Annotated in this window: 21 protein-coding genes, 1 tRNA gene and 2 pseudogenes; 15 read left to right on the forward strand and 9 right to left on the reverse strand. The window is 65.9% G+C overall.

The genetic code is table 11. The features are described from left to right. Positions 1-37 precede the first annotated feature (37 nt). From pstS to QMF22_RS05830, 5 genes are all read right to left on the reverse strand, one after another. Positions 38-1,132: a phosphate ABC transporter substrate-binding protein PstS gene (gene pstS / locus QMF22_RS05810; protein ID WP_283451298.1), complete on the reverse strand. Its 1,095-nt coding sequence runs from the start codon at positions 1,130-1,132 to the stop codon at positions 38-40. Between the two features lie 172 nt (positions 1,133-1,304). Further along, on the reverse strand, positions 1,305-2,240 hold the full coding sequence (locus QMF22_RS05815) for an NUDIX hydrolase (RefSeq protein ID WP_283451656.1): 936 nt from the start codon (positions 2,238-2,240) through the stop codon (positions 1,305-1,307). Between the two features lie 5 nt (positions 2,241-2,245). Then, positions 2,246-4,417 carry an RNA degradosome polyphosphate kinase gene (locus QMF22_RS05820; protein ID WP_283451300.1) on the reverse strand — a complete coding sequence of 724 codons (2,172 nt, stop codon included), beginning with the start codon at positions 4,415-4,417 and terminating at the stop codon, positions 2,246-2,248. 287 nt (positions 4,418-4,704) lie between these two features. Next, positions 4,705-5,844 carry a GNAT family N-acetyltransferase gene (locus QMF22_RS05825; RefSeq protein ID WP_283451302.1) on the reverse strand — a complete coding sequence of 380 codons (1,140 nt, stop codon included), beginning with the start codon at positions 5,842-5,844 and terminating at the stop codon, positions 4,705-4,707. Next, positions 5,813-6,505, reverse strand: coding sequence for a response regulator transcription factor (locus QMF22_RS05830; protein WP_283451304.1), 693 nt, complete (start codon positions 6,503-6,505; stop codon positions 5,813-5,815). The genes QMF22_RS05825 and QMF22_RS05830 overlap by 32 nt, the downstream gene beginning before the upstream one ends. Positions 6,506-6,577: 72 nt before the next feature. On the opposite strand from QMF22_RS05830, the gene QMF22_RS05835 reads away from it, so the two are divergent. The 5 genes and pseudogenes from QMF22_RS05835 to QMF22_RS05850 all read left to right on the forward strand — a co-directional run bounded on the left by QMF22_RS05835 (position 6,578) and on the right by QMF22_RS05850 (position 10,451). Next, complete coding sequence (locus QMF22_RS05835) at positions 6,578-6,829, forward strand: hypothetical protein (RefSeq protein ID WP_283451306.1); 252 nt, start codon at positions 6,578-6,580, stop codon at positions 6,827-6,829. Positions 6,830-6,972: 143 nt separating this feature from the next. Beyond that, positions 6,973-7,170 (forward strand): annotated as a pseudogene (locus tag QMF22_RS17365) (heme-binding beta-barrel domain-containing protein); the annotation flags it as partial. A gap of 231 nt (positions 7,171-7,401) precedes the next feature. Further along, positions 7,402-7,803 (forward strand): annotated as a pseudogene (locus QMF22_RS17370) (nitrobindin family protein); the annotation flags it as partial. Between the two features lie 344 nt (positions 7,804-8,147). Beyond that, positions 8,148-9,422, forward strand: coding sequence for a CAF17-like 4Fe-4S cluster assembly/insertion protein YgfZ (ygfZ, locus tag QMF22_RS05845; RefSeq protein WP_283451310.1), 1,275 nt, complete (start codon positions 8,148-8,150; stop codon positions 9,420-9,422). 276 nt (positions 9,423-9,698) lie between these two features. After that, entirely contained in the window at positions 9,699-10,451 is a 753-nt protein-coding gene (locus QMF22_RS05850; RefSeq protein WP_283451315.1) for a phosphoglyceromutase, read from the forward strand. A gap of 237 nt (positions 10,452-10,688) precedes the next feature. Here QMF22_RS05850 and phoU read toward each other — a convergent pair whose 3' ends face one another. Then, positions 10,689-11,345 (reverse strand): phosphate signaling complex protein PhoU, encoded by a 657-nt coding sequence (gene phoU, locus QMF22_RS05855; RefSeq protein ID WP_283451317.1) that lies wholly within the window; start codon positions 11,343-11,345, stop codon positions 10,689-10,691. A 159-nt stretch (positions 11,346-11,504) separates the two neighbouring features. Here phoU and QMF22_RS05860 point away from each other — a divergent pair, with 159 nt between their 5' ends. Both QMF22_RS05860 and QMF22_RS05865 read left to right on the forward strand, forming a co-directional pair. Continuing rightward, positions 11,505-12,686, forward strand: coding sequence for a sensor histidine kinase (locus QMF22_RS05860; protein WP_283451319.1), 1,182 nt, complete (start codon positions 11,505-11,507; stop codon positions 12,684-12,686). Next, positions 12,683-13,366, forward strand: a complete 684-nt coding sequence (locus tag QMF22_RS05865; RefSeq protein ID WP_283451321.1) for a response regulator — start codon at positions 12,683-12,685, stop codon at positions 13,364-13,366. The genes QMF22_RS05860 and QMF22_RS05865 overlap by 4 nt, the downstream gene beginning before the upstream one ends. Positions 13,367-13,425: 59 nt before the next feature. Here the strand turns inward: QMF22_RS05865 and QMF22_RS05870 are convergent, their stop codons facing one another. After that, positions 13,426-13,953, reverse strand: a complete 528-nt coding sequence (locus QMF22_RS05870; RefSeq protein WP_283451323.1) for a hypothetical protein — start codon at positions 13,951-13,953, stop codon at positions 13,426-13,428. A gap of 176 nt (positions 13,954-14,129) precedes the next feature. Here QMF22_RS05870 and QMF22_RS05875 point away from each other — a divergent pair, with 176 nt between their 5' ends. The 5 genes from QMF22_RS05875 to QMF22_RS05895 all read left to right on the forward strand — a co-directional run bounded on the left by QMF22_RS05875 (position 14,130) and on the right by QMF22_RS05895 (position 19,883). After that, a complete protein-coding gene (locus tag QMF22_RS05875; protein WP_283451325.1) occupies positions 14,130-14,612 on the forward strand; it encodes a CarD family transcriptional regulator in 483 nt (160 codons plus the stop codon). 79 nt (positions 14,613-14,691) lie between these two features. Continuing rightward, entirely contained in the window at positions 14,692-16,005 is a 1,314-nt protein-coding gene (gene ispD / locus QMF22_RS05880) for a 2-C-methyl-D-erythritol 4-phosphate cytidylyltransferase (protein WP_283451326.1), read from the forward strand. Then, positions 16,002-17,417, forward strand: a complete 1,416-nt coding sequence (gene cysS, locus QMF22_RS05885) for a cysteine--tRNA ligase (protein ID WP_283451327.1) — start codon at positions 16,002-16,004, stop codon at positions 17,415-17,417. Before ispD ends, cysS begins: the two co-directional genes overlap by 4 nt. Next, positions 17,417-18,568, forward strand: coding sequence for a 23S rRNA (guanosine(2251)-2'-O)-methyltransferase RlmB (rlmB, locus tag QMF22_RS05890; protein ID WP_283451328.1), 1,152 nt, complete (start codon positions 17,417-17,419; stop codon positions 18,566-18,568). The genes cysS and rlmB overlap by 1 nt, the downstream gene beginning before the upstream one ends. Positions 18,569-18,896: 328 nt before the next feature. Beyond that, positions 18,897-19,883 (forward strand): type IV toxin-antitoxin system AbiEi family antitoxin domain-containing protein, encoded by a 987-nt coding sequence (locus QMF22_RS05895; protein ID WP_283451329.1) that lies wholly within the window; start codon positions 18,897-18,899, stop codon positions 19,881-19,883. A 263-nt stretch (positions 19,884-20,146) separates the two neighbouring features. On the opposite strand, the gene QMF22_RS05900 is transcribed toward QMF22_RS05895, so the two are convergent. Together QMF22_RS05900 and QMF22_RS05905 are read right to left on the reverse strand one after the other, a co-directional pair. Then, positions 20,147-21,457 carry a DUF4032 domain-containing protein gene (locus QMF22_RS05900; RefSeq protein WP_283451330.1) on the reverse strand — a complete coding sequence of 437 codons (1,311 nt, stop codon included), beginning with the start codon at positions 21,455-21,457 and terminating at the stop codon, positions 20,147-20,149. Between the two features lie 113 nt (positions 21,458-21,570). Further along, positions 21,571-22,668: an ABC transporter ATP-binding protein gene (locus QMF22_RS05905; protein ID WP_283451331.1), complete on the reverse strand. Its 1,098-nt coding sequence runs from the start codon at positions 22,666-22,668 to the stop codon at positions 21,571-21,573. A gap of 210 nt (positions 22,669-22,878) precedes the next feature. Here QMF22_RS05905 and QMF22_RS05910 point away from each other — a divergent pair, with 210 nt between their 5' ends. From QMF22_RS05910 to QMF22_RS05920, 3 genes are all read left to right on the forward strand, one after another. After that, complete coding sequence (locus QMF22_RS05910) at positions 22,879-23,793, forward strand: DsbA family protein (protein ID WP_283451332.1); 915 nt, start codon at positions 22,879-22,881, stop codon at positions 23,791-23,793. Positions 23,794-23,885: 92 nt separating this feature from the next. Then, a tRNA-Thr gene (locus tag QMF22_RS05915) sits at positions 23,886-23,961 on the forward strand. Positions 23,962-24,115: 154 nt separating this feature from the next. Beyond that, the gene (locus tag QMF22_RS05920; protein ID WP_283451333.1) at positions 24,116-25,711 is read left to right on the forward strand and encodes an ABC-F family ATP-binding cassette domain-containing protein; all 1,596 of its coding nucleotides are present in this window, start codon (positions 24,116-24,118) and stop codon (positions 25,709-25,711) included. The last annotated feature ends 187 nt before the right edge of the window (positions 25,712-25,898 follow it).

Raw genomic sequence — 25,898 nt, forward strand, 5'->3', positions numbered from 1 at the left:
AATGTGCGAGAACGGACCGGGCAGGTGTGTTCAGTTGTTACTTGACGGTCGCAAGAACATCAGCGACGTTCGCCTCGAGCTCAGACGAGAGCGGTGCAACGCCGGCGGCGTCTTTCGCGACGATCTGGCCTTCAGCGCTGGCGATGTATTCGATGTAGGCCTTGACGAGCTCGCCCTGGGCGGCATCCGCGTAGGTGTTGCAAACGATCGCGTAGCTCACCAGAACCAGCGGGTACTCGGCCGGGTTGGTGGTCTTGCGGTTCAGGTTGAGCGCGAGGTCATCGGCAGCGCGGTCGGCCACGAGGGGCGATCCGGCGACAACTTCGGCCGCAGCCTCGGGGGTGTAAGCAACGAAGTCGCTTCCGACCATGAGCTTGGCGGTCGAGAGCGAGCCGGCCTGCGAGGCGTCGGCGTAGCCGATGGTGCCCACGCCGTTGGTGACGGCCGAAACGACACCCGAGGTGCCCTGTGCGCCATCGCCCGAGGAGAACGGGAAGGTGTCAGAGGCCTTTTCGGTCCACACATCGGGTGCGGTCTGGAAGAGGTAGTCCGAGAAGTTCTTGGTGGTTCCCGAGTCGTCCGAGCGGTGCACGGCGGTGATCGGGGTGGCCGGGAGAGTCGCGTCGGGGTTCAGCGCGGCGATTGCGGCGTCATCCCAGCTGGTGATGGTGCCCGCGAAGATCTTGGCCAGCGTGTCGGCGTCGATGTTCAGCTCGGTGAGGCCCTCGACGTTGAAGATGACGGCGATGGGGGAGATGTAGACCGGAAGGTCGACAGCCTTGGAGTCGGGAGCGCAGGCGGCGAACGTGCCGGCCAGCTCGTCGGTGCTCATGAAGGAGTCGCTACCGGCGAAGTCGGTGCCGCCGGCGATGAAGGCTTCGCGGCCCGCGCCGGAACCGGTGGGGTCATAGTTGACGGTGACGTCGGGGTTCGCGGTCTGGAACCCGGCGCGCCAGGCTTCCTGCGCTGCACCCATGGACGAGGCGCCGGCGCCGTTGATCGTGCCGGACAGCGTGCTGGCCGCTGCGTCGTCGGAGGCCGGGGTGGCACCTTCGTTTGCGGCACAGGAGGACAGTGCGAGGCCTGCAACGATGGCGATGATCGCTGGGCGGCCGAAGCGCTTGAAGTTCACGTGTTTTCCTTTTCGAGGGTTATCAAGACTGTGTTATTGATGCAGAGCCGGTGCTGGCCCGACAACGAGGCTAGAGATCTCAAGTAACCACCGACCATCCTGAAGGTAAACAGAAGGTAAACGAGAGATAACGCTTGCCGCCATCGCCTTGGCGCGAGGCGGCCTGCGGAACTCAGGCAGTCGCGGGGTACGTCTCTACGGCGAGAATGCCCGCGGCCGGATTCTCCGACGACAGGTGCACGATCGAGAACCCTCCCGTGTCCAAATGAGCCGCGTCCGACAGCGCCGCAGACGGCTGCGACCCCGTCGCCAGGGCGATCTCCCGCAGGATCTCCGGAAGCACCGGCCCGTGGCTGCACAAGACCGCCGTCTTGCGGGCCCGCACCCGCTTGCCGACGACGGTGCGAACATCCGCTTCGCCGGTTTCGAGGGCGTCCTGACTGATCAGCTCGGTCTGCTTGATCGGAATGCCGGTGAACGCAGCAAGCGGAGCCACCGTCGTGACACACCGCGTTGCGGTGCTCGAGAGGATGCGCAGCGGGCGCCAGGCCGTGATCGTGTCGACCAGGCTCGCGGCCTGCTTTACTCCGCGAGCGGTCAGCGGGCGACGCGCGTCGAGCCCCATGCCGGTACGCGGTGCTGCCTTGCCGTGACGCAGCGCGATCAGGGCGAACGTGCGGGTCACGCCGGCATCGACCAGCGCGGAGAACGTCTCGAGAATCTCCACATCGGCTGGGAAGGTCAGGTAAGTGCGGGCCTTCTTGATCGTGACCCACTCGATGGCAGCGACCTCGCCGTTCGGCACGAACGTCGACTTCGCGATGGCCTCCGGCGTGATCTCAGCGGCCCAGTAGTGCACGATCTTGGTGCGGCCGTCGGGCATATCGTAGTGCGACACCCCGAGCGGAACCCCCAGCGCCACGGCCAGCCCGGTCTCCTCTTCGACCTCGCGCACCGCGGTGCGGGGCAGGGTCTCGCCCGGATCAACCTTGCCCTTGGGGATGGTCACGTCGCCGTGCACCGTGCGGTGAATGAGCAGCACGTGCATGCGGCCGTCGACCAGGCGCCAGCAGACCGCTCCGGCGGCGTAAACGTCGGTCGATTTCACGGCCACTAGCGACGCCCGGTCGGCCGCTTGCGCGCACTGATCTGCTGCATCAACTTGTTCTGCATGTCATCCAGGTGCACGCCGTTCTCGTCGACGTCGTGGCGGGTCCACTTTCCGGTCTCGTCGAGCCACCAGCTCGACGTGCGCGGATCCATCGCCCGCTCGAACAGCGCATCGATCTCGACCAAGTGCTCCGGGTCGACCAGCCGCACGAGGGCTTCAACCCGGCGGTCGAGGTTGCGGTGCATCATGTCGGCGCTGCCGATGTACACCTGGGTGCCGCCGAGGCTGTGAAAGCTGAAGATGCGTGAGTGTTCGAGATACCGGCCGAGAATCGACCGCACCCGAATGTTCTCGCTCATGCCCGCGACGCCCGGCCGCAGGCTGCAGATGCCGCGCACCCAGATATCCACCTGCACGCCGGCCTGGCTGGCCCGGTACAGCGCGTCGATGATGTCCTCATCGACCATGGAGTTCACCTTGATCCGGATGCCGCTGGTTTTGCCGGCGAGCGCGTTCTCTGTCTCCCCAATGATGTGCTTCAGCAGCGCCTTGCGCAGGTGCAGCGGAGCCACCAGGAGCCGCTTGAACTTCTTCTCAATCGCGTAGCCCGACAACTCATTGAACAGGCGGGTAAGGTCTTTGCCGACCTGGGCATCCGCTGTGAGCAGGCCGAGGTCTTCATAGATGCGACTGGTTTTCGGGTTGTAGTTTCCGGTGCCGATGTGGCTGTAGTGCCTCAGCACGCCCTTCTCATAGCGCACCACGAGGGCGAGCTTGCAGTGCGTCTTCAGGCCGACCAGGCCGTAGACCACGTGCACGCCGGCCTTTTCGAGCTTGCGCGCCCAGGTGATGTTGGCCTGTTCGTCGAAGCGGGCCTTGATCTCCACCAGCGCGAGCACCTGCTTGCCGCTGTCGGCCGCTGCGATGAGCGCCTCGACGATGGGGCTGTCGCCCGAGGTGCGGTACAGCGTCTGCTTGATGGCGAGCACGTTCGGGTCGGCGGCGGCCTGCTCCAGGAACGCCTGCACGCTGGTCGCGAAGGACTCGTAGGGGTGGTGCAGCAGCACGTCCTGCTTGGCGACGGCGGCGAAGATGTCCTGCTCGGCGTTGGGCTCGCTCGGCAGCAGCTGCGCGGCCGTGGTCGGCACGTGCTTGACGAAGTGCAGGTCGGGCCGGTCGATGCGCAGGTCGAACAGGCCGCCGAGGTCGAGCGGCGCGGGCAGGTGGTAGACCTCCTGCTCGGTCACGTCGAGCTCGCGCACGAGCAGGCCGAGGGTGACCTCGTCCATGTCCTCGGTGATCTCGAGGCGGATGGGCGGGCCGAACCGGCGACGCAGCAGCTCCTTCTCGAGCGCCTTGATCAGGTTCTCGGTCTCGTCTTCGTCGATCTCGACGTCTTCGTTGCGGGTGACCCGGAACACGTGGTGCTCGAGAATCTCCATGCCAGGGAACAGGTCGCCGAGCTGGTTGGCGATGAGATCTTCGAGCGCGATATAGCGGATGCGATCGACCGACTCGGTGCGATCGACCCGTACGAAGCGCGGCAGCATGGGCGGCACCTTGAGCCGGGCGAACTCCTGCTTGCCGGTCTTGGAATTGCGCACCCGCACCGCGAGGTTCAGCGACAGCCCGGAGATATAGGGAAACGGATGCGCCGGGTCGACAGCCAGCGGCATCAGCACCGGAAAGATCTGGTTGGAGAAGTAGGTGCGCAGCGAGCGACGGTCGGCGTCTCCAAGGCTGTCCCAGGAGACGACGTCGACGCCGGCCTCGGCGAGGGCGGGGCGCACAAGGTTCTGGAACGCGAGGGCGTGGCGATCCTGCAGGGCGTGGGCGGCGGCCGAGATGTCGCTCAGAACGTCCTGCGCGGCCCGGCCCACGTTGGTCGGCACCGCCAGCCCGGTGAGGATGCGGCGCTTCAGGCCGGCGACGCGCACCATGAAGAATTCGTCGAGGTTGCTGGCGAAGATCGCCAGAAAGTTGGTGCGCTCGAGCACCGGCAGGCTCTCGTCTTCGGCCAGTTCGAGCACGCGCTGGTTGAAGGCGAGCCAGCTCAGCTCGCGGTCGAGGTAGCGGTCGTCGGGCAGCGCGGGGTCGACTTTCTCGATGAGTGGGTCAAAGTCGTCATCGAAGTCTGTGAGTCCCGAGTCTGCTTGGGTGATTTCGCCGTCCATCTGACCATCCTGACACCGTTGGTCGCGCCGTCGCGACGAACCGGGTGAACGTCACGCGAAATTATCCCCGTGCTGTTGACTTTGCGGCGTGTCGCCCGCGTCAACTCGGCCTGTTACCTTCTGTGCCGGCCGGAGTTCCACCGCCCCACGCGCATAACTCCTGCAATTTGCGCCCGGCCGATTCTGGCACCGCGGAATCACGCGGAACTTGCGGCGGCGTCCGAGAATTTGCAGGAGTTATGCTGCCTGACCGTGTGCACGGACCTCGTTTAGGGGCTGGAGCGGCGTCAGTCGGTGAGGCGGCGGTACTGCACGTCGACGGTGTGGTCAACGAAGCCGAGCGCCCGATACAGGTGCACCGGGCCCAGGCTGTCGGCCTCGACGTAGAGCGCGGCGGTCGTGCAACCGTGGTCGGCCAGGCGTTTCAGGCCGGCCTGCATCAGCACGCGGCCGAGCCCGCGGCCAGCGGCATCCGGATGCACCCCCACCACATAAATCTCGCCGATCGCCCCGTCAACCTTGAGCCAGTTGTAGCCGATCATGCGGCCGTCGGCGTCGCGCAGAATCAGAAAGTCATCGGCATCGAACCAGCCCTCGGCCTGCCGCGCGGCCAAGTCGGCCTCGGTGATCGCGCCCTGCTCCGGGTGGCTCGTGAACACCAACGAATTGAGCGCCACCCATTCAGCGTCGTCGACCCCCACCCGAAATCCCGAAATACTCGCATCGCCCAAAACGGATACCCCCGCCCCGCCGTCGCCTGCAGCTCCGGTTCCGGCCAGCTCGGCTTCCGATGCGGCTGCCTCGGCTTCCGATGCGGCGTCAGACGCGCCTGCCTCGGTCTCCGGCGCAGCTCCCGTTCCTGCCGTCCCCGCCTCGGGCTCAGCGGCGGGTCCAGCGGAAAAGAGCGGCTTGCGCAATTCCAGCAACGTGCGAACGGCCACGAACCGAAGTTCGCTCGCGAGGGCCCTGGCGGCCGGATGATCGCCGTGCGACCAGGCTGTCACCTCGTGTGGTTCCAAATCGGCGAGTTCGCGAAAGGCCGTTCGGCCAAACCCGCGTCGTCGATGTTCCGGGCTGATAACCAGGTCGATTTCGCCGCGTCCCGCCAGGGCCGCTCCCGTAACAGTGTCGCTCTCCGAGAACCCATGGTTCCCCAACACGTCGCCGTTTCCCGCGACGTCGTTCCCAACTCCGCTGGTCGAGCTTGTTGAGACCGCCATTCCGGGTTCGCGAGCTGTCTCGAAATCGCCAGGGGGCACGGTGACCAGATACGCCGTCCGAAGCCCAGCCTGCAGGTCATACAGCGCCTGCTCATTGAACGGCGCGTACCCATCAAAGGCAAGCGCCTCCGCGGCGACCCGATGAAAGGTAGCCAGGCCCGCCGCATCCGCTGTACTAAGCGCGAACAGAATTCGGAACTCGTTCATCGTTCTCTTCATGCACATTGAACCGGTAGCCGACGTTGCGCACCGTGCCGATGAGCGACTCCTGGTCGCCGAGCTTGGCGCGCAGGCGCCGCACGTGCACGTCGACCGTGCGGGTACCACCGAAATAGTCGTAGCCCCAAACCTCGCTCAGCAGCTGCTCGCGAGTGAACACCCGGGACGGATGCGCCGCCAAAAACCGCAGCAACTCGAACTCCTTATAGGTGAGGTCGAGCGGCTTTCCGTGCACCTTCGCCGAATAGCTCGCCTCGTCGATGACGACTCCGGCAGCGCGAATCGTGTTCGACGGGGAGGTTTGGGCGAGGCGGCCTGCGGTCAGGCGGATGCGGGCATCCGCTTCGGCCGGGCCGGCCGTGTCGAGGATGACGTCGTCGACGCCCCAATCGGGGCTGACGGCGGCGAGGCCGCCCTCGGTGATCACGAGCAGCAGGGGAGTGGAGCTGCCCATGGTGCGCAGAATCTGACAGAGCGACTTGGCTGCGGCGAGATTGCTGCGGGCATCGACCAGAATGAGGTCCGAATCGGGCGCATTGATGAGCTGGTCCGCCTGGGCGGGAATCAGCCGGGCGCTGTGCGACAGCAACGCCAAGGCGGGGAGCACGTCATTGTTGGCCGCCGAGGTCAGGATCAACAACTGCGCCACTCGCGCCCTCCAAGTATCTCGAATTTCATACTAGCGTGCCATGGAACGCGGGCGGTCGGGCACAATAGAGACGTGAGCTGGCACTGGAAAACGATTGCGACCGTGTGGGTATTGGCGATTGTTGGCGCCGTCCTCACCGGTGTGCTCGCCACACCCGCCTCCACCATCAGCTGGATCGGGCTCACCCTGGCACTGTGCACCCTCGTCACGCTCGGCCTGCAGATCGCCACCCGCACCAAAGAGGGCTACGTCAAACGGGTCACCATGAGCATCACCGGGGCCATCGTCATCCTCGTAGTGGCCACAATCGTCGCCTTGGTCTGACGCGCTCCCACTAGACTCGCAGCATGGATCTGTTAGCGCTAGAACTTTTCTTCCTGGGCCTCCTGGGGCTTGCCAGCTTGTCGATCGCCTGGGTATCGGGCATGGTCGTATTCAAGCTGTTCCGGGGGCAGCGGTAAGTACGTATGTTTGACCTTCCGGTCGGTCTGCCGTCCGAACTTGTTCCACTCTCCTGGTTGATCGGAGTCTGGGAGGGCTCCGGCGTGCTCGAATACAAAATCGGCGAGGAGTCGGTCAGCCGCACCTTCGGCCACCGCATCAGCTTCAGCCACGACGGCCTGCCGCACCTGAACTACAGCTCCTACACCTGGCTCGAGCCCGAATCCGAAACGGATGCCGCCGCGTCCGCCGCCGCGTCCGAAACGGATGCCGCCGCTCGCGCGGCCGCGTCTGAATGGGATGCCGCCGCTCGCGCGGCCTCCACCTCGACAGCCTCCGCCGTGCCCGCCGAAACGGATGCCGCGGCACCCGGCACGGACACCGCCCGCTCCGAAACGGATGCCGCAGCATCCGCTGAAACGCACGCCATGAACTTGCCGCCCGAGCTGATCTCGGACGAAAGAACCCCCCTGGTCACCGAAACCGGATACTGGCGGCTCAGTCGCCATCAGGGCGACGGCGACCCCGGACCCGGCATGCTGCCCGGCACCGGGGAACGTCCATTCACCTCGGCTGCGGCTGTGGAAACGTTGCGCAACCGTGACGGAGGCTTCGACATCGAGGTCACCCTCGTGCATCCCGGCGGCGTCGCAGAGCTCTACCTCGGGCAGGTCAAGGGTCCGCGCATCGACCTCGCAACGGATGCCGTGCTCCGCACCGCGGGTGCCAAACCCTACGCGGCCGCCACGCGCCTCTACGGCCTCGTCGACAATCACCTGCTCTGGGCCTGGGACATTGCCGCCCTCGGCCAGGACCTGCGCACCCACGCCTCCGGCCGCCTGGCCCGCGTCCAGTAGCCCCGTCTTCTTTGTTCCGGGCCCGGGCCCGGAAACTGGGCCCATGTTCTATCGTGGGCCCGGTTGCATAAGGTGGGCCCGGTCGAGCGCGTGAGGCCCGTCGTGCGCGTCCGTTTGGCCAGTGAACGGTTGTCTGCCGACCCATGTCGTGTGCCCGCTCCCGAACCTCTTTTTTACCGGGCCCGGGCCCGGAAACTGGGCCCATGTTCTATCGTGGGCCCAGTTTCCGAAGGTGGGCCCGGTCGCCCGAGCAATAGTCCCACCCCGAATAAAACGCGCACCCGTACTGTTGATACGGATGGAACCCCCAGCCGCCGTCAACCCGGCCGGCAGAATTGAGCGACATGACTGACCCGGCAACCACCACCCGTGAATCCCCGCTGCTGACCCTGCCCGGCGCGGTGCAGTCCGAAGGAATCGACGCCGGCGTCGCCGCCCACTATGGCAACCCCATGATCGAGCAGCGCACCCTCGCTGCCGGCCGGGCCATCGTCGACCTCTCGCACCGCGGCGTGCTCTCCGTCGCCGGCCCCGACCGCCTCACCTGGCTCAACTCGATCGCCAGCCAGGAGCTGAAAGCCCTGAAACCGGGCGAATCCACCGAGATGCTGCTGCTCGACCCCACCGGACGCCTCGAATTCGCCATCCGCGTGCTCGACGACGGCGTCGAAACCTGGCTCCTCCTCGAAGCCGCCGAGCTGCCAGCCCTGCACACCTTCCTCGACCGCATGAAGTTCATGCTGCGCGTTCAGGTCGTCGACCACACCCTCGCCTACGCCACGATCGGCGCCATGACGGATGCCCCCGCCACTGTCGGCCTCGCCGCCGCCGCCCCAAACGACGTGCCCCTGACCTGGCTGGACCCCTGGGCCTCCGTCACCCGCGGCGGCTACCAGTACGCCGAGACCCCCGTCCACCCCGGAACCCTCTGGACCTACACCGAAACCCTCGTACCGCGCGCGAGCCTGCCAGCCCTGCGCGATGCCCTCGCCGCCGGCACCCTGATGGTAACGCCCGCGCTCGGCATGCCCGACACCCGAACCGCGCCCGACACCCGAACCGCGCCCGCCCTCGAGACCGGTGCCGCCGCATCCGCTTCACCAGTGAAACCGGCCGGACTCCTCGCCCTCGAGGCCCTGCGCATCGCCGCCTGGCGGCCGCGTCGGGCCCGCGAGGTCGATGAGAAGAGCATCCCGCACGAGCTGGACTGGCTGCGCACCGCCGTGCACCTGAGCAAGGGCTGCTACCGCGGGCAAGAGACCGTGGCGAAGGTGCACAACCTCGGCCACCCGCCGCGCCGCCTCGTCATGCTGCACCTCGACGGCTCGGAGGGCGTGCTGCCCGCACCCGGCGACCCCGTGCAGGCCGACCGCGTGCGGCCAGAGCAAGAAGCCGAGCGGGTCACCGTCGGCGCCATCACCTCGAGCGGAATCCATTACGAGCTCGGCCCGATCGCGCTCGCAGTGATCAAGCGCACCATTCCGGCCGCGTCGACGCTCTACGTCGAGTCCGATGGAATCAGCATCTCGGCCGCCCAGGAGATCATCGTGCCGCAGTCCGCCGGATCCGTCGCCGACATCCCCCGCTTGCCCCGCCTCGGAGTGCGCACCGCGCACTAGCCCGCGATCACCTAAATATAGCTACGGGCTATATTTTCACGGCCTCGGCCCGAGCTGGGTGCCCTGCAACTGCTGCGGAGATTCTCATTCGCAGCCCCTGAAAGATGGCAGATTGGGCCTGGTCCCTCCGAAATCTCCGCAGTTTTGTCAGCCGACACGAAGAGGATGCGGCCGCGCGCGCAATCACGCGGGTGGCGGCATCCGTTGTGGCCCGACTTACTGCTGCAGCCAACGCCTTCCCGCGCACACACTGACCACCCTCGATAGAGTGGGCACATGTCTGCCCCCTACACACTCGTCCTCCTCCGCCACGGCCAAAGCACCTGGAACCAGCAGAACCTGTTCACCGGCTGGGTGGACGTTCGCCTCAGCGAGCAAGGCACCACCGAGGCCGCGCGCGCCGGCGTGCTACTGAAGGACGCCGGCCTGCTCCCCGACGTGCTGCACACCAGCCTCCTCTCCCGCGCCATCCAGACCGCGAACCTCGCGCTCGAAGAGGCCGACCGCATGTGGATCCCGGTGAAACGCTCCTGGCGCCTCAACGAACGCCACTACGGCGGACTGCAGGGCCTCGACAAGGCCGCCACCCAGGCCAAGTTCGGCCAGGAACAGTTCATGCTGTGGCGCCGCTCCTACGACACCCCGCCGCCCGTGCTCGACGACGCCAGCGAATTCTCGCAGGCGCACGACGCCCGCTACGCCGACCTCGGCACCGACCTGCCCCGCACGGAATGCCTCAAGGACGTCGTCGAGCGGATGCTGCCCTACTGGCAGTCCGACATCGTTCCCGACCTGCAGGCGGGCAAGACCGTGCTGGTGACCGCGCACGGCAACTCGCTGCGAGCCCTGGTCAAGCACCTCGACGGCATCAGCGACGCGGACATCGCCGAGCTGAACATCCCCACCGGAATCCCGCTGGTCTACCAGCTCGGCGAGGACTTCATGCCGCTTAGCCCTGGCCAGTACCTCGACCCCGAGGCCGCAGCCGCGGGCGCGGCCGCCGTAGCCGCCCAGGGCAACAAGAAGTAGGGCACGTGAAAGGCCCCGCGAGCGGATGCTCCGGGGCCTTTCCCATGCGCGGGGCACCCGCGCTGGCTCGCCGCGCCCCCTGTCGGTCAGCGCTCCAGCTAGAACTGGCGCGCTCACCGGTAACTGGCGCGCGCACGGGGCGGTGGCATCGCGGCGGCCACCGTGACCGGGCGGCGACATTCGTTCATGCACGAAGGCCCCGAAGCGCATGCTCCGGGGCCTCTCACGAGCAACAAATCAGACGTTGTCGTCCTGGTGCCAGGCCCCGGTGCCGAGGTACTGAACCTTCTTGGCGATGGACACGGCATGGTCCGCGAAACGTTCGTGGTACCGGCTGGCCAGCGTCGCGTCGACGGTATCGGCCGCGAGCCCCTTCCAGGTCTCGCCGAGCACGGCGTCGAACACGCTCAGGTGCAGGGCGTCGACCTTGTCATCCTCGTTGCGGATGGTTTCGGCGAGGTGCATGTCCTGGTTGGTGAGCAGCTCGGTGAGCATATTCGCGATGACCACGTCGAGGGTGCCCATCTCGGCGAAGGTGCCGCGCAGCCCCTTGGGGATGACCTTGTCCGGGAACCGGTAGCGGGCCAGCTGGGCGATGTGGGTGGCGAGGTCGCCCATCCGCTCGAGGGAGGCGCTGATGCGCAGGGCGCTGACCACGATGCGCAGGTCGCGGGCGACCGGCTGCTGGCGCGCGAGAATGGTGATGGCGAGTTCGTCGAGCTCGACCGTGAGCTCGTCGATCTTCTCATCTTCGGTGATGGCCTCTTCGGCAAGCCCCACGTCGCTCTCATTGAAAGCGCGAGTGGCCTTGTCCATGGAGATCGCGACGAGGCGCGAGATTTCCACGAGTCGCTTCTGGACTTCGGCGAGTTCTTGTTGGAATACATCGCGCATGGGGGTGATCCTTCCTTGCCGCGCGAACACGCACGATCGGTTTATGATGTCGAATTCAGGTTAACGGCAGGTGCCGCAGACTTGAACACTTTCTAAAGTACAGGCTCCCGCACACCGACGCTGCGAACGACGACCGAAGACTGTCAGTAATCTGTAGAGATGGAATCGACGTGGCTGGTGTTGCTGTCGCTGGCACTCGGACTCGGGGTTGGTGCCGGATTCGTGTCGCTCGTGCACGTCGCCGAGCGTCACGGTCGCCGCGCCTCTGAGGTCGTGAACCCCGCAGTGCCGGACGGTATCGATCAGGTGCTCGACGCCCTCGAGACTGCCGGGGTCGTGCTCGACCCGTCGAACAACGTGATCAAGACCAGCCCGGGTGCCCTCACCCTCGGCCTGGTCTGGAACCAGCAGCTTGTGCACCCCGAACTGCTCGAACTGGCCCGCCGGGTGCGGCTGACCGGCGAGCCGATCAGTGAAGACCTCGTGCTGTCCCGCGGCCCGTTCGGCGACGCGAGCATGCGTTTCCGGGTGCGCCTGGCCCGACTCGGCACCCGCTATGTGCTGCTCCTGGCCGAGGACCGCACCGAAGCGTTTCGCCTCGACGAGGTGCGCCGAGATTTCGTGGCCAACATCAGCCACGAACTGAAAACCCCCATCGCCTCCGTCGGGCTGCTCGCCGAGGCGCTCGACAAGGCAGCGGATGAACCGGAGCAGGTTCGCCGGTTCGCCAACCGGTTAACGACAGAGTCGGCCAGGCTCGGTCGCCTCACCCAGGAGATCATCGAACTCTCCCGGCTGCAGGCGCAGGATGCCCTCGCCGAGCCCGAGATTCTCAAGGTCGACGACATCGTCGCCGCTGCGGTCGACCAAAGCCGGGTAGTCGCCGAGGCCGAGCGCATCACGATCGTCATCGGCAAGAAGTCCGGCGCCCTGGTCTTCGGTGACGAGGCCCTGCTCACCGTGGCCGTGCACAACCTGGTCGCGAACGCGGTGAATTATTCGGTCGAGGGGTCCCGGGTCGGCGTCGGCGTGCGCTTGCAGAAGGGCATCGTTGAGATCACCGTGACCGACCAGGGTGTCGGAATCGCCGAAGCCGACCTCGACCGGGTGTTCGAGCGGTTCTTCCGCGTCGACCAGGCCCGGTCCCGGCACACCGGCGGTACCGGCCTCGGGCTGTCCATCGTCAAGCACGTCGTGCAGAACCACGGCGGCGACATTCGCGTCTGGTCGCAGCCTGGCAGCGGTTCCACCTTCACCATTCGCCTTCCAGAAGCGGCGAAGCCCGTCGACACCATCCAACCGAAACGAGCCGTCCGTGTGGCGGCAGGAGACACACTATGACACGCATCCTCTTGGTTGAAGACGAGAGCGCACTGAGCGAGCCGCTCAGCTTTCTGCTCGAACGTGAGGGCTATGAGGTCGTCGTGGCCGAAGACGGCCCGAGCGCGATCAGCGAGTTCGACCAGAACGGCACCGACCTGATTCTGCTCGACCTGATGCTGCCCGGGGTTCCGGGCACCGAAGTGTGCCGGGAGATTCGTACCCGGTCGACCGTGCCGATCATCATGCTCACCGCGAAGGATTCCGAAATTGACATCGTCGTCGGGCTCGAGCTCGGCGCCGACGATTATGTCACCAAGCCCTATTCCACCCGGGAACTGGTCGCCCGCATTCGCGCGGTGCTTCGCCGGCACGAAGACCAGAGCACGGCCGACGCGGACACCATGCTCACCGCCGGCACCGTGCGCATGGATGTGGAGCGGCACGCCGTGACCGTCTCCGGCGAGCTCGTCAACATGCCGTTGAAGGAATTCGAACTGCTCGAATTTCTGCTGCGCAATGCCGGCCGGGTGCTCACCCGCGGCCAGCTCATCGACCGGGTCTGGGGCACCGACTACTTCGGTGACACCAAGACCCTCGACGTGCACATCAAACGCATCCGCTCGCGCATTGAGACGGCGCCCTCCGAACCGGTCATGCTCGTCACCGTTCGCGGGCTGGGTTACCGGTTCGAAGCGTAGCCCGAAAGACAGCTCAGGCCGCCGCCCCGTAGGGGGTGACGGCCTGAGCCAGAAGAACGTTACGCGGCGGGCGTTGCCGTCGGCGTCGGTGTTTCGGTGGGAGTCTCGGTCGGTGCCAGCGTGGGCAGCAGGGTCGAATACTCGCCCTGAGTGCCAGAGAGAACGGGCAGCAGCAGTTCGATGCCGGTCTCTTCGCCGTACTGGAAGAACACCGGAAACAGCGAGCCGGGCTGGCTGTCCATGTTCTCCAGAACGACCGAGGCCGCTCCCTCGGTGCCGAACGTCACGGTCGTGTTGGCTTCCACCGGAATGTCCTGGGAGACCTTGCCGGTGCTGGACTCGTACTGCACGAGCACCTGTTGCAGGGTGTCGGTGGGGTTCACGACGGAGACGACCAGGTTGGCCAGTTCGCCGTCGTCCGAGAGCAGCAGGGCGTTGCGAATGTGAATGTCGCCGACGTCCCCGCTGACGCCGTCGCTCGCGTTGTACTGGATCAGGGTGGCCTGCGGTGCGAAAAACCCGCACGCGCTCGTGCCCAACAGAATGCCAGCCGCCAAGACGACGGATGCAGCGATTCGCGCTCTCACAAGACCTCCACTTACTAAAAGCAACGATCGATAGGGCCGACGCTGCAAAATTCGCTTTGTCACTAGCTTAGCGGCGTGTGTGAGCGCACGATTGTCGGCCGGTGCCTCGCGGGGGCGCGCGTACTGTAGCACGTCGAAGCTGTGGTATCCTAGACGTTGCTGAAGGGATCACATCCATGCTGTTTCAGGTTGGCGAAACCGTCGTATATCCCCACCACGGTGCTGCGGTGATCACCGAGGTTAAGACCCGCATCATCAAGGGCGAAGAGAAGCTGTATCTCAAGCTGAATGTCACCCAGGGTGATCTCACCATCGAGGTTCCCGCCGAAAACGTCGATCTCGTCGGCGTTCGCGATGTGATCGGCCAGGACGGCCTCGACAAGGTGTTCGAAGTGCTGCGCGCACCGTTCACCGAGGAGCCCACCAACTGGTCCCGCCGGTACAAGGCCAATCTCGAAAAGCTGGCCAGCGGCGATGTGATCAAGGTGTCAGAGGTCGTGCGCGACCTGTGGCGCCGCGACCAGGACCGTGGACTGTCCGCCGGCGAGAAGCGCATGCTGGCCAAAGCCCGCCAAATACTGATCAGCGAACTGGCCCTGGCTGAAAAGACCGACGAAGAGAAGGCATCCACCGTTCTCGACGAGGTTCTCGCTTCCTAACAAACTTTTTTCGTGAGGGGCGGCGCCGTGAGGTGCCGCCTTTTGCACGTTCCCTGACGCAGATAGATACCCTCCAGATATGACTGTTCCTCCCGCCTCCGTGGCCGCGCCCCTGCCCGGCGCTCACGTCGACCCCCCGATCGCCGACCCTGCGGCCACTACGGTCGCCGTCATCGTGGTCGCTGCCGGCAGCGGAACCCGCCTCGGCCACGCCGAACCCAAAGCATTCGTTCTGCTGCATATGCGCCCCCTGCTCGACCATTCCTTAGATTCCATTTTCGGCATGAGCGAGCCGGTGCAGATCATCGTCGTCGCCCCCGGCGACCGGGTAACGGATGCCCGCGGCATCGCCGTCCGCGCCGCAGCCCGTCGCGCGGCGCCCACCGGGATCGTGACCGTGGTCGCCGGGGGACGCACCCGTCAGGACTCCGTGGACCAGGGCATGAACGCCCTGCTACCGAGCGTCGACGTGGTGCTCGTACACGACGCCGCCCGCGCCCTCACCCCCGCAGCACTGTGCGATGAGGTCGTCGCCGCCGTGCGCGCCACCGGGCACGGCATCATTCCGGGCCTGCCCGTAGTCGATACCATCAAGCGCGTCGCCCAGTCCGGTGCCATTCTCGGTACCGTCGACCGTTCGGAACTTTCCGCAGTGCAGACCCCGCAAGGGTTTCCCCGCGCCATGCTCGAGGCAGCCCGCGCCTGGGCAGTGCAGAACGGACGGTTCGAAGCGCTCACCGACGACGCAGCGCTCGTGGCTGACGCCGGGCACCCGGTGAGCGTGATCGGTGGGCATCCGCTGGCCTTCAAGATCACGACCCCGGAAGACCTGGAGCGTGCCGATCTAATTCTGCACGCTGCGTCCCCGCAGCCCCCGCTGCTTCCGCGCATCGGCACCGGGCTCGACGTGCACGCCTTCGCGGCCGAGGACACAACCGAACTCTGGCTGGCCGGCCTGTTCTGGCCCGGGGAGCGCGGACTCAGCGGACACAGCGACGGCGATGTCGTCTGCCACGCCATCTGCGATGCCCTGCTCGGAGCTGCCGGACTCGGCGACATTGGCAGCGTATTCGGCACGGCCGATCCGCGCTTCAGCGGCGCCCACGGCGACGTTTTTCTCGAGGAAACCGTGCGCCTGGTTGCGACCGCGGGCTTCCGGGTCGGGAACGTCTCCGTGCAGATCATCGGTAACCGCCCCAAGTTTTCACCGCGTCGGGCCGACGCCGAAACGCGACTCGCCGGCATCCTCTCTGCTCCGGTCAACATCGCAGCGACCACCACGGATGCGCTCGGCTTCACTGGACGCGGTGAAGGCATCGCGGCAACGGCTACAGCGCTGCTGTACCCTGCGCCCGGTCCGGGTCAGACCCCTGACCTAAACTGGGAGGCGTGACCATGCAACTGTACGATTCGAAGGCCCAGGCCTTGCGCGACTTTGTCCCCCTCGAGGCGGGCCAGGTCTCGATGTACGTCTGTGGTCCCACCGTGCAGTCCAGCCCGCACATCGGTCACCTGCGCAGCGCCCTGGTCTACGACCAGTTGCGTCGCTGGCTCAGCTACCGCGGTATGAATGTCACCTTCGTGCGCAACGTCACCGACATCGACGACAAGATTCTGATCAACGCGAAGGGCTCGAGCGAGCAGTGGTGGGCGCTCGCCTACCGCTACGAACTCGAATTCACCGCCGGGTACCAGCGCCTCGGCATTCTCGCCCCCACCTACGAGCCGCGCGCGACGGCGAGCATCACCGAGATGCAGACCCTCATTTCCACCCTGATCGAGCTCGGCCACGCCTATGCTGCCCCCGATTCCTCCGGCGACGTCTACTTCGACAGTGCCAGCTGGGCCGCCTATGGGGCGTTGACCCACCAGTCGCCCGGCAATATGGAAGCGGCAACGGATGCCTCCCCGCGCGCCAAGCGCGACCCCCGCGACTTCGCCCTGTGGAAGGGTTCCAAGGCCGGCGAACCTGCCTCCGCAGCCTGGGCCTCGCCGTGGGGCCAGGGCCGGCCCGGCTGGCACATCGAGTGCTCGGCCATGGCCGCACGCTACCTCGGCGACCACTTCGATATTCACGGCGGCGGACTCGACCTGCGGTTTCCGCACCACGAGAACGAACTGGCTCAATCGAACGCGGCCGGCAGCGACTTCGCGAACTACTGGGTGCACAACGGCCTGGTCAACGTGAACGGGCAGAAGATGAGCAAGTCGCTCGGTAATTCGGTGTTCGCGGCCGAGCTGCTCGATCAGGCCCGCGCCATCGTCGTGCGCTACTTTCTGGGCGCCGCCCACTACCGATCCACCATCGACTACAACGACGGCTCGCTGGCCGAGGCCGAAGCCGCCCTCGAACGGGTCGAGATTTTTCTTGACCGCGCCGATCGACGGCTGGCCGGTACCCGGTTCGCCGGTACTGGCGTCGAGGTTGTGCCCGATGATTTCGCCGCGGCGATGGACGACGACCTCGCCGTTCCGCAAGCGCTCGGCGTTCTCCACGACACCGTGCGCGCCGGCAACGCCGCGCTGGATGCCGAAGACCTTCACGCTGCGGCATCCGCTCGCAGTGAAGTACTCGCGATGAGCGAAGTGCTGGGAATCAACCCTTTGTCGCCCGGCTGGGCCGTGGCAACAGACGAACCGGCCATGGTGGCCCTGAGTGCGTTGGTCGAGCGCATGCTCGGCGACCGCAGCGAAGCCCGCGACAACCGCGACTACGCCGCCGCAGACCGAATCCGGGACGAACTCGTCGCCGCCGGAATCACCATCGAAGACACCCCGTCGGGTGCCCATTGGAGCTTTGACTGATGAAGAATCTTGACCGCAAATCGCGCACCGGATCGGTGCGCAAGGGCAGCCGCGGAGCCCAGGTCGGCTCCGGCGGCCAGGGCCGTCAGGCGCTCGAGGGCAAAAAGCCCACCCCCAAGGCCGAAGACCGTCCGTACCACCCCGCCGGCAAGCGCAAGGCCGCCGCCGAGCGGTTCACCGCAGCCGGTGGCTTCAACTCGCGCCCCGCAGCGGATGCTTCGGCCAACCGTGGCAACGCCCGCGGCGGCACCCCGGCTCGCGGCAGCGCCCCGCGCGGTGGCGCCCGCGGAGCGTCGCAGGGTGCACCCCAGCGCGGCACCGGCAACACCGGCGGCGGCGGAGCCTCGACCCGTCGCGCCAAGCAGATCGACGAGCACGAGATTGTCACCGGCCGCAACTCGGTGCTCGAGGCGCTGCGCGCCAAGATCCCCGCGTTGACCCTCTACATTGCCGCGCGCATCGAAATGGATGAGCGGGTAAAAGAGGTGCTGCTTATGGCGACCAGCCGCAACATCCCGATCCTCGAGGTCATGCGCCCCGAACTCGACCGCCTCGCCGGTCGTGACGCCGTGCACCAGGGCCTCGCTTTGAAGGTGCCCGCGTACGAGTACGCGCATCCGATGGAGCTGCTCGAACTCACGATCAGCCGCGGCCACAAGCCGTTGTTCGTGGCCCTCGACGGCATCACCGACCCGCGCAACCTGGGCGCGATCATCCGCTCGACCGCTGCGTTCGGCGGCCACGGCATCATCGTGCCGCAGCGTCGCTCGGTCGGCGTGACGGCGTCAGCCTGGAAGACCAGCGCCGGCGCCGCGGCCCGCACGCCCGTCGCCATGGCGAGCAACCTCACCCAGACGCTCAAGGCGCTCAAGGCGCAGGGCGTGTTCGTGCTCGGACTCGACGGTGGCGGCGACGTGTCGCTGCCCGACCTGGGCATCGGCTTCGCCGAGCGCCCGATCGTGATCGTCGTCGGCAGCGAGGGCAAGGGCCTGTCTCGCCTCGTCACCGAGACCTGCGACGCGATCGTCTCGATTCCGATCAGCGCGGCGACCGAGTCGCTCAACGCCGGAATCGCCGCCGGCGTCACCCTGTACGAGGTCGCGCGTCTCCGAGCCCAAATCAAGCAGGCCAAGCTCGCCGCGAAGCTCTAGCCCTCGCTCTCTTCTCTGTGCACGGGCCCGGGCCCCGAACGCGGGCCCGTGATAGATCATGGGCCCGCTTTCGTCAGGTGGGCCCCGGTCGCTGCGGTGGCCCCGCGCCCGCGCTTTCCCCATCTTCTCCGACCGGGCCCAGGCCCGGAAAGCGGGCCCATGATAGATCATGGGCCTGGTTCCGTAAGGCGGGCCCGGCCGGGGACGCAGCCACAGCCACGTACGACATCTGCCCGCAGTGCCTCCTCCACAGCGGAGGCCGCCGTCCGATATGCACAAATCCGTCGACCAGACATCGCTCACGGCCTACGCCCGGTAAAAATTGGCCATGCTTGACCACCTGAACACACCGAATGCCGGTAACGAGGGCCTCATGCTCGCCGAATCCCTGCGCGCGGCGGGCCTCACCACCCATGCCGTGCGCGCCCTGCTTGCCAATGGCGAGCTGGTCCGCATCCGTCGGGGAATTTATGCTCTGGGGGACACCTGGCGCGGAGCCGAGAACGACGACAAATATCGATTGTTCGTTCGTGCCACCGATCTCGCCGCTGAGCGACCACTTCTCCTGTCGCATCAGTCTGCGGCGGCGCTCCACGGCCTTCCGATCATCGGGCCCTGGCCGCAGGTAGTTCATGCGATCAACAACGACACCGCCGGCGGCAGCAGCGCCCGATTCACGACGAGTCATCGGAGCGTGGTCGAACCCGAAACCGTGATCGTAAACGGATGCGCCGTCACCACACTCGCGCGCACCCTCATCGACGTGGCGGCCAGCTCCACCTTTCTCGTCGGCGTCACCATGACGGACCACGCTTTGCGCGTGGAGCAGGAGCGCGCGAACGAGCAACGTCGTCGGGGTGCCGTCGGCGCGCCGCCTTTGTCCAAAGACGACCTCTACGAGGAACTCGCGAGGGTGCATCCGCGAACCGGCGGCGCTCAAGCGCGCCGGGTGATTCAATTCGCGAATCCGCTCTCGGCCAACCCAGGCGAGTCGCTCAGCCGCGTTCGCATGGAAGAATTAGGATTCGAGATTCCTGAACTCCAGGTGCTCTTCGTCGTGAAGGGCCGCGAGTATTGGGTCGACTTTTTCTGGCGAAGTGTGAGCAAGATCGGCGAGTTCGACGGCAAGATCAAGTACACCCGGGGCGCAATTCTGGGCGACCGGCACCCTTCAGAAGTCGTCGTCGTCGAAAAGAATCGGGAGAACCTGTTGAGACCTGGCGTTAGCAGCTTCGACCGCTGGGATTGGGACACGGCCTACTCGCCCCGCCGATTCTACGAATTCCTGCTCGAGCACGGCGTTCCCCGCGCGTAGACGGGCAGCGGATGCCTGTCGCCTCGCGATCCGATCGTGGACCACGCGCGGTGTCTGGGCGTTCCGGGCCCACCTTACGGAACCGGGCCCATGATCTATCGTGGGCCCGGTTTCCGGGCCCGGGCCCGGTCGAAAAAAAGAGGGGCACGGCGCGGCAGCGGATGCCTGTCGCCTCGCGATCCGATCGTGGACCACGCGCGGTGTCTGGGCGTTCCGGGCCCACCTTACGGAACCGGGCCCGGGCCCGGTCCATGTTGGCGGGGCTAGACCTTGAGCATCCAGTCGTCGGCATCGTCGGGGTCGGGGGCGGTGTCGTCGCCGAGCTGCGTGCGAATCGGCAGGGTGATGGCCTCGGTGACGGGACCCATCATGGTGGCCTCGTCCCGGCGGTGGCGCAACACGTCCTGCACGTAGGAGGTTACGGCCTCGGCGAGCGGGATATCCCGGGACTGGTTCTGCGCCATGTACCAGCGGTGGTCCAGCAGCTGGTGAAACACCTGCGCCCGCTCGAGCTTGCCCTGCAGTTCCTCGGGAATGGCCCGCACCACCGGCTCGAACACCCGCACCAGCCATTCGTGGGCGACCATTTCCTCGTCGGCGGCCGGCGAACCGTAGGCGGCCCGGTACGAATCCAGGTCGTTCAGCAGCCGTCGGGCTTGGTTCTCTTCGGCGTCGAGGCCGGTCAGGCGCAGCAGTCGTCGTTGGTGGTGGCCGGCGTCGACGACTTTGGGCTGAATCCGCACGCTCGAGCCAGCGCTGTCGGTCTTGATCGCCAGCTCCTCGATGTCGAATCCAAGGTCGTTGAGGCGTTGCACGCGCTGGGTGATGCGCCAGCGTTCGGAGTTGGAGAACGACTCAGACCCGGTGAGTTCCTTCCAGAGCAGCCGGTAGGCGGCGACGATTCCGTTGCTGACCCGAATCGGGTCGAGCTCGTCGGCGACTCGGCCGCCGGCTTCGAGGTCCATGAGTTCCCCGGCGATGTTAACCCGGGCAATTTCGAGGTCGTTCTCGCGCTGCCCGTTCGACAATCCGCCCGAGTACAACTGCCCGGTTTCGGCATCGACGAGATAGGCAGCAAAGGCACCGGCATCGCGCCGGAACAGGGTGTTCGACAGCGACACGTCGCCCCAGAAAAACCCGATCATGTGCAGCCGCACGAGCAGCACGGCGAGGGCATCGACCAGTCGGGTGGCGGTATCCGGGCGCAGGGCGTGCGAGTACAGGGCGCGGTAGGGGAGTGAGAACTTGAGGTGACGCGTGACCAGAACCGAATTCAGCGGGTCGAGGTCGGCATCCGTTCTGTTGGTGATGACGGCGACCGGCTCGACGCAGGGGATCTCGAGGTTGGCCAGGGTTCGCAGCATGTCGTACTCACGCTTGGCCATCTCGCTCGTGGTCTCTTTGATGGCGACCACCCGCCCACTCAGGTGGGCGAACCGCACGAGGTGGCGCGAAATGCCCTTGGGCAGCGAGGCGATGTTCTCATTCGGCCAGGCGTCGAGGGGCAACTGCCACGGCAGGTCGAGAAGCGCAGGGTCGGCCGTGGCCGCGATGATATTGAGGGAACCGCTCATTGTTTGACCCTAACTTACGAAAAAACGGCTGGAGGGAGAAGTCCCTCCAGCCGTTCCCTGAATCAAGTGGATGCGCCGGCCGGGCACGTCCGCCCGGCCAGCGCCCAACCGGACTAGTCGGTGACGGCGCCGCCGAGGCGCAGGCCGCTTTCCGCGTCGAACACGTGCAGGTGGTTCGGGGTGGCCGTGAGGTACACCGTCTCGCCGGCGTTCGGGTGCGAGCGGCCGTCGACGCGAGCGACGATGTCGGTGCGCTTGCCCTCGATGGTGGAATGACCGTAGAGGTAGCCGTCGGCGCCGAGTTCTTCAACCAGGTCGACCTCGATCTGCAGGCCGTCGCCGGCGGTGGAGGACATCTGGATGTCCTCCGGGCGAATGCCCACGGTGACCTTCTTGCCGCTCGAGCTGGCGAGGGTCTCGCGCTGAACCGGAACGGTCGCGGTGCCGAACTTGATGCCGCCGTCGACGGTGTCGGCGAGGAACAGGTTCATCGCGGGGCTGCCGATGAAGCCGGCCACGAATACGTTCTGCGGCTTCGCATACAGGTCGCGGGGCGAACCGACCTGCTGCAGAATGCCGTCCTTCAGTACCGCGATCCGGTCACCCATGGTGAGCGCCTCGGTCTGGTCGTGGGTCACATAGACCGTCGTGACGCCGAGGCGGCGCTGCAGCGACGCGATCTGCGTACGCGTCTGCACGCGCAGCTTGGCGTCGAGGTTGGAGAGCGGCTCATCCATCAGGAACACCTGAGGCTGACGCACGATCGCGCGGCCCATGGCAACGCGCTGACGCTGACCACCGGAGAGTGCCTTCGGCTTGCGGCTGAGGTAGGGCTCCAGGTCGAGCAACTTGGCGGCTTCGAGCACGCGGGCGGCGCGCTCGTCCTTGTTGATGCCGGCGATCTTGAGGGCGAAGCCCATGTTCTCGGCGACGGTCATGTGCGGGTACAGCGCGTAGTTCTGAAAGACCATGGCGATGTCGCGGTCCTTCGGCGGGACATCCGTCACGTTGCGGTCACCGATGAGAATGTTGCCGTCGTTGACCTCTTCGAGGCCCGCGAGCATTCGCAGCGAGGTGGACTTGCCGCAGCCGGACGGGCCGACCAAAACCAGGAATTCGCCATCGGCGACCTGCAGGTCGAGCTGGTCAACAGCCGGCCTCGTGGAACCGGGATAGAGCCGGGTTGCCTTGTCAAAGGTCACTGAAGCCATGATTATTACTCCTTCACCGGCAGGAACGTGCCGGACGATCCGTTGTGAATAGGATTTGTGCGTCGCACGCCAAAGCGCACGACATTTCCATTATTACACGACGGATGCCGCGGCGCCGGTCTGACCCCTGTTTGGTCGTTTCCCAGTCAGGGCATCTACTATTTCAGAGGTGCATTCACGCGCGCCCCTACTTCTCGAAAGCGATTTTTTATGACTATTGGCGGACCAAGCGACAGCAGTCCCTCAAAGAACCGGCGGCGTGATGCCGCCCGGGTCAAGGCCAAGCAGCTTCGAGTGAGTCAAAAGAAGAAGGACCGCCGCAACAAGCTGTTCCTGCAGGGTGGCATTGCTATCGCCGCCGTCGCCATCGTCGCTCTGGTTTCCGTCATCATCGTGAATTCGATCAAACCGGCAGGTCCTGGCCCGAAAAACATGGCTAGTGACGGCGCGTTCATCGGCGAGGGCATGGTCACCGCGCTGACGCCCGCGCTGCAGCCCGACGCGAACCTGCGGGCATCCGAACCCGATACCTCCGGCGCCGTCGCCAACATCCGCATCTATGTCGACTACCTCTGCCCGCTGTGCGGCGACTTCGAAGACGCCAACAACGAACAGATCGCCAACTGGGTCGATTCCGGAGCTGCGACCGTTGAAATTCACCCGGTGGCCATTCTCACGAGCAAGTCCGCCGGCACCAAATACTCCCTGCGGGCGGCGAACGCTGCAGCCTGCGTCGCCAACTACTCGCCAAATGATTTTTTCGCCTTCAGCTCGGCCCTCTTCGTCGACCAGCCGGAAGAGACGTCGCCCGGCCGCAGCAACGATGAGATCAAGGCCATCGTAAAGGATTCCGGCGTGAGCACGGCGGTCTCCAACATCAACTCCTGCATCGATGACGGCACCTATGAATCGTGGGTCAAGGCGGCAACCAATCGCGCGCTCGACGGCCCCATTCCCAACTCCTCGATCAAGGCGATCACGAGCGCCCCCACCGTGCTGGTCAATGGCAAGCCGTACACCGGGTCGATCGAAGACCCGAAGGAATTCGCGTCCTTCGTGCAGGTGGCCCTCGGCGAGACGTACTCCACCTCGACGCCGACGCCCGAACCGACACCCGGCGGGTAGTCACCAGCGGTTGCCCCACGCGCATCCACTTGACCGTTGCCCGTGGCGGCCCCGAAATCATTTAGGATGGTCTTTCGAGGCTTAGGCCTCATGCCGGCCTGGCGCAATTGGTAGCGCACCACTCTTGTAAAGTGGGGGTTACGGGTTCAAGTCCCGTGGCCGGCCCCACAGACCCCTACTCCCAACTGGGACGTAGGGGTTTTTGTCTGCCGGTTAGAGGCTCTGTCCCCAGGGCCACACACGGCCGCCACGTACACTGATGGCTGGGGTTGTACAAGCGGATGCCCGCCCCCGCGCACCCGCGCCCCGAAAGGAAACACGCATGAGCCTGATCCGGCTGAACGACGTCAGCATCCGCTTTGAGAACACGCAGATTCTGCGCGAAGCGTTCTTTCGCCTCGAACCCGGTGACCGGGTCGGCCTGATCGGCAAGAACGGCTCCGGCAAGTCCACCATTCTCAAGCTGATTCTCGACCAGGTCTCGCCCGATACCGGTGAGGTCACGCTCGAGGACGGCGTGCGGGTCGGCTACTTCTCCCAATTCTCCGAACTCAACGGCGCGCAGACCATCACCGAGGTGCTCGACGAGCTGTTCGTGGCCGTGAAGGCGGTCGAGGCCGAACTCGCCGCCATCGACGCGGCGATCGCCCTGGACTCCTCGGCCAGCGCCGAACTCGACCGGCTGATCACCCGCCAGGGTGAACTGTTCGAGGAGATGGAACGCCTGGACGGCTGGGACTACAAGCGCCACATCGACACCGCCCTGACCACCCTCGGATTTGACCAGGCGCACCGCATCTGCTCGATCGACGAGCTCTCGGGCGGCTGGCGCAACCGCGCGGCGCTGGCCAAGATCGTGCTCGAGGCGCCCGACGTGCTGCTGCTCGACGAGCCGACCAACTACCTCGACGTAGCCGGCGTCGAGTGGCTCGAAGCCTGGTTCAAGGGCTTCAAGGGTGCTGCCATCGTCGTCTCGCACGACCGCAAATTTCTGGACGCCGTGGTCACCCGCATCATCGAGGTGGAGAACTTTCACCTGCACGAATATCCCGGCAACTTCGGTGAGTACATCGTTCAGAAACAGTTTCGGCTTAAGAGCCTCGAGGCCCAGTTCGTGCACGAATCTGAACTCCTCGCCTTCGAGGCCGAGGGCATCGCCGACCGCCGTGAAGCCGCCAAAGCCGAGAGCCCCCAGCTCGGCAACCAGCTCGCGCACATCAAGAAGTCGCGCACCCCACGCCCGGTCGACCAGATCATCACCGAGATCTATGGCAACCTGCACGTGAAAGACGTGCTCTGCCGGGTCGACGGCCTCGCCAAGAGCTACGGCGACAAGCTGTTGTTCGAGAACCTGAGCTTTGAGGTTCGCCGCGGCAACCGCATTGTCGTGCTCGGCAGCAACGGCAGCGGCAAGACCACCCTGTTGCGGGTGCTCACCGGCGAGGAGACGGCCGACCGGGGTGACGTCGCCTGGGCCAGCGGCGCCGGCGTCGTCTCCTACAACCAGGTTCTCGACGAGCTCGACCCGAGCGATACGGTCAGTCACGCCGTCAATGCCATGCCCGGCAGCCTCGCGTTGACTGCGACCAAGAAGTCGGTCAACCGATTTCTGACCATGTTCCAGTTCAGCGAGGCCGACCTCAAGCAGAAGATCGGTGCACTCTCCGGCGGGCAGCGCGCGCGAGTAGCGATGGCCCAGTGCTTGCTGAGCGGCGCCTCGGTGCTGCTGCTCGACGAACCGACCAACCACCTCGACATGTCGAGTACCCAGGTGATGGAACGCGCGCTCGTGCACTTTCCCGGTGCCGTTGTGGTGGTCAGCCACGACCGGTTCTTCACCGACAAGATCGCCAACCGCCGTCTCGTCTTCGGCAGCGACGGAGCCGCTCCCGGCGAAATCGAGGTCCGCGCCGCCTGACCCCCGCTGTCTAGACTTTCCGGGCCCGGGCCCGGACACTGGGCCCACGATAGATCATGGGCCCAGTTCCCCAAGGTGGGCCCGGCGAAACTCACCCCCCGGCTGCCCGCCCGAGTGGATGCCTGCTCCGCGCAGCCCCTGACCTCAGCGGCACTGTACTTCTCGCGACCGGGCCCGGGCCCGGACA

Source organism: Cryobacterium sp. PH31-L1, assembly GCF_030063145.1.
Taxonomy (GTDB): Bacteria; Actinomycetota; Actinomycetes; order Actinomycetales; family Microbacteriaceae; genus Cryobacterium.

What these genes read in the sequence shown, in the direction of transcription:
- QMF22_RS05820 (WP_283451300.1), bottom strand. Translation starts at nt 4,417, where the DNA reads ATGGACGGCGAAATCACCCAAGCAGACTCGGGACTCACAGACTTCGAT.
- QMF22_RS05825 (WP_283451302.1), bottom strand. Translation starts at nt 5,844, where the DNA reads ATGAACGAGTTCCGAATTCTGTTCGCGCTTAGTACAGCGGATGCGGCG.
- ygfZ (WP_283451310.1), top strand. Translation starts at nt 8,148, where the DNA reads ATGACTGACCCGGCAACCACCACCCGTGAATCCCCGCTGCTGACCCTG.
- QMF22_RS05850 (WP_283451315.1), top strand. Translation starts at nt 9,699, where the DNA reads ATGTCTGCCCCCTACACACTCGTCCTCCTCCGCCACGGCCAAAGCACC.
- phoU (WP_283451317.1), bottom strand. Translation starts at nt 11,345, where the DNA reads ATGCGCGATGTATTCCAACAAGAACTCGCCGAAGTCCAGAAGCGACTC.
- QMF22_RS05860 (WP_283451319.1), top strand. Translation starts at nt 11,505, where the DNA reads ATGGAATCGACGTGGCTGGTGTTGCTGTCGCTGGCACTCGGACTCGGG.
- QMF22_RS05865 (WP_283451321.1), top strand. Translation starts at nt 12,683, where the DNA reads ATGACACGCATCCTCTTGGTTGAAGACGAGAGCGCACTGAGCGAGCCG.
- QMF22_RS05875 (WP_283451325.1), top strand. Translation starts at nt 14,130, where the DNA reads ATGCTGTTTCAGGTTGGCGAAACCGTCGTATATCCCCACCACGGTGCT.
- ispD (WP_283451326.1), top strand. Translation starts at nt 14,692, where the DNA reads ATGACTGTTCCTCCCGCCTCCGTGGCCGCGCCCCTGCCCGGCGCTCAC.
- rlmB (WP_283451328.1), top strand. Translation starts at nt 17,417, where the DNA reads ATGAAGAATCTTGACCGCAAATCGCGCACCGGATCGGTGCGCAAGGGC.
- QMF22_RS05895 (WP_283451329.1), top strand. Translation starts at nt 18,897, where the DNA reads ATGCTTGACCACCTGAACACACCGAATGCCGGTAACGAGGGCCTCATG.
- QMF22_RS05900 (WP_283451330.1), bottom strand. Translation starts at nt 21,457, where the DNA reads ATGAGCGGTTCCCTCAATATCATCGCGGCCACGGCCGACCCTGCGCTT.
- QMF22_RS05905 (WP_283451331.1), bottom strand. Translation starts at nt 22,668, where the DNA reads ATGGCTTCAGTGACCTTTGACAAGGCAACCCGGCTCTATCCCGGTTCC.
- QMF22_RS05910 (WP_283451332.1), top strand. Translation starts at nt 22,879, where the DNA reads ATGACTATTGGCGGACCAAGCGACAGCAGTCCCTCAAAGAACCGGCGG.
- QMF22_RS05920 (WP_283451333.1), top strand. Translation starts at nt 24,116, where the DNA reads ATGAGCCTGATCCGGCTGAACGACGTCAGCATCCGCTTTGAGAACACG.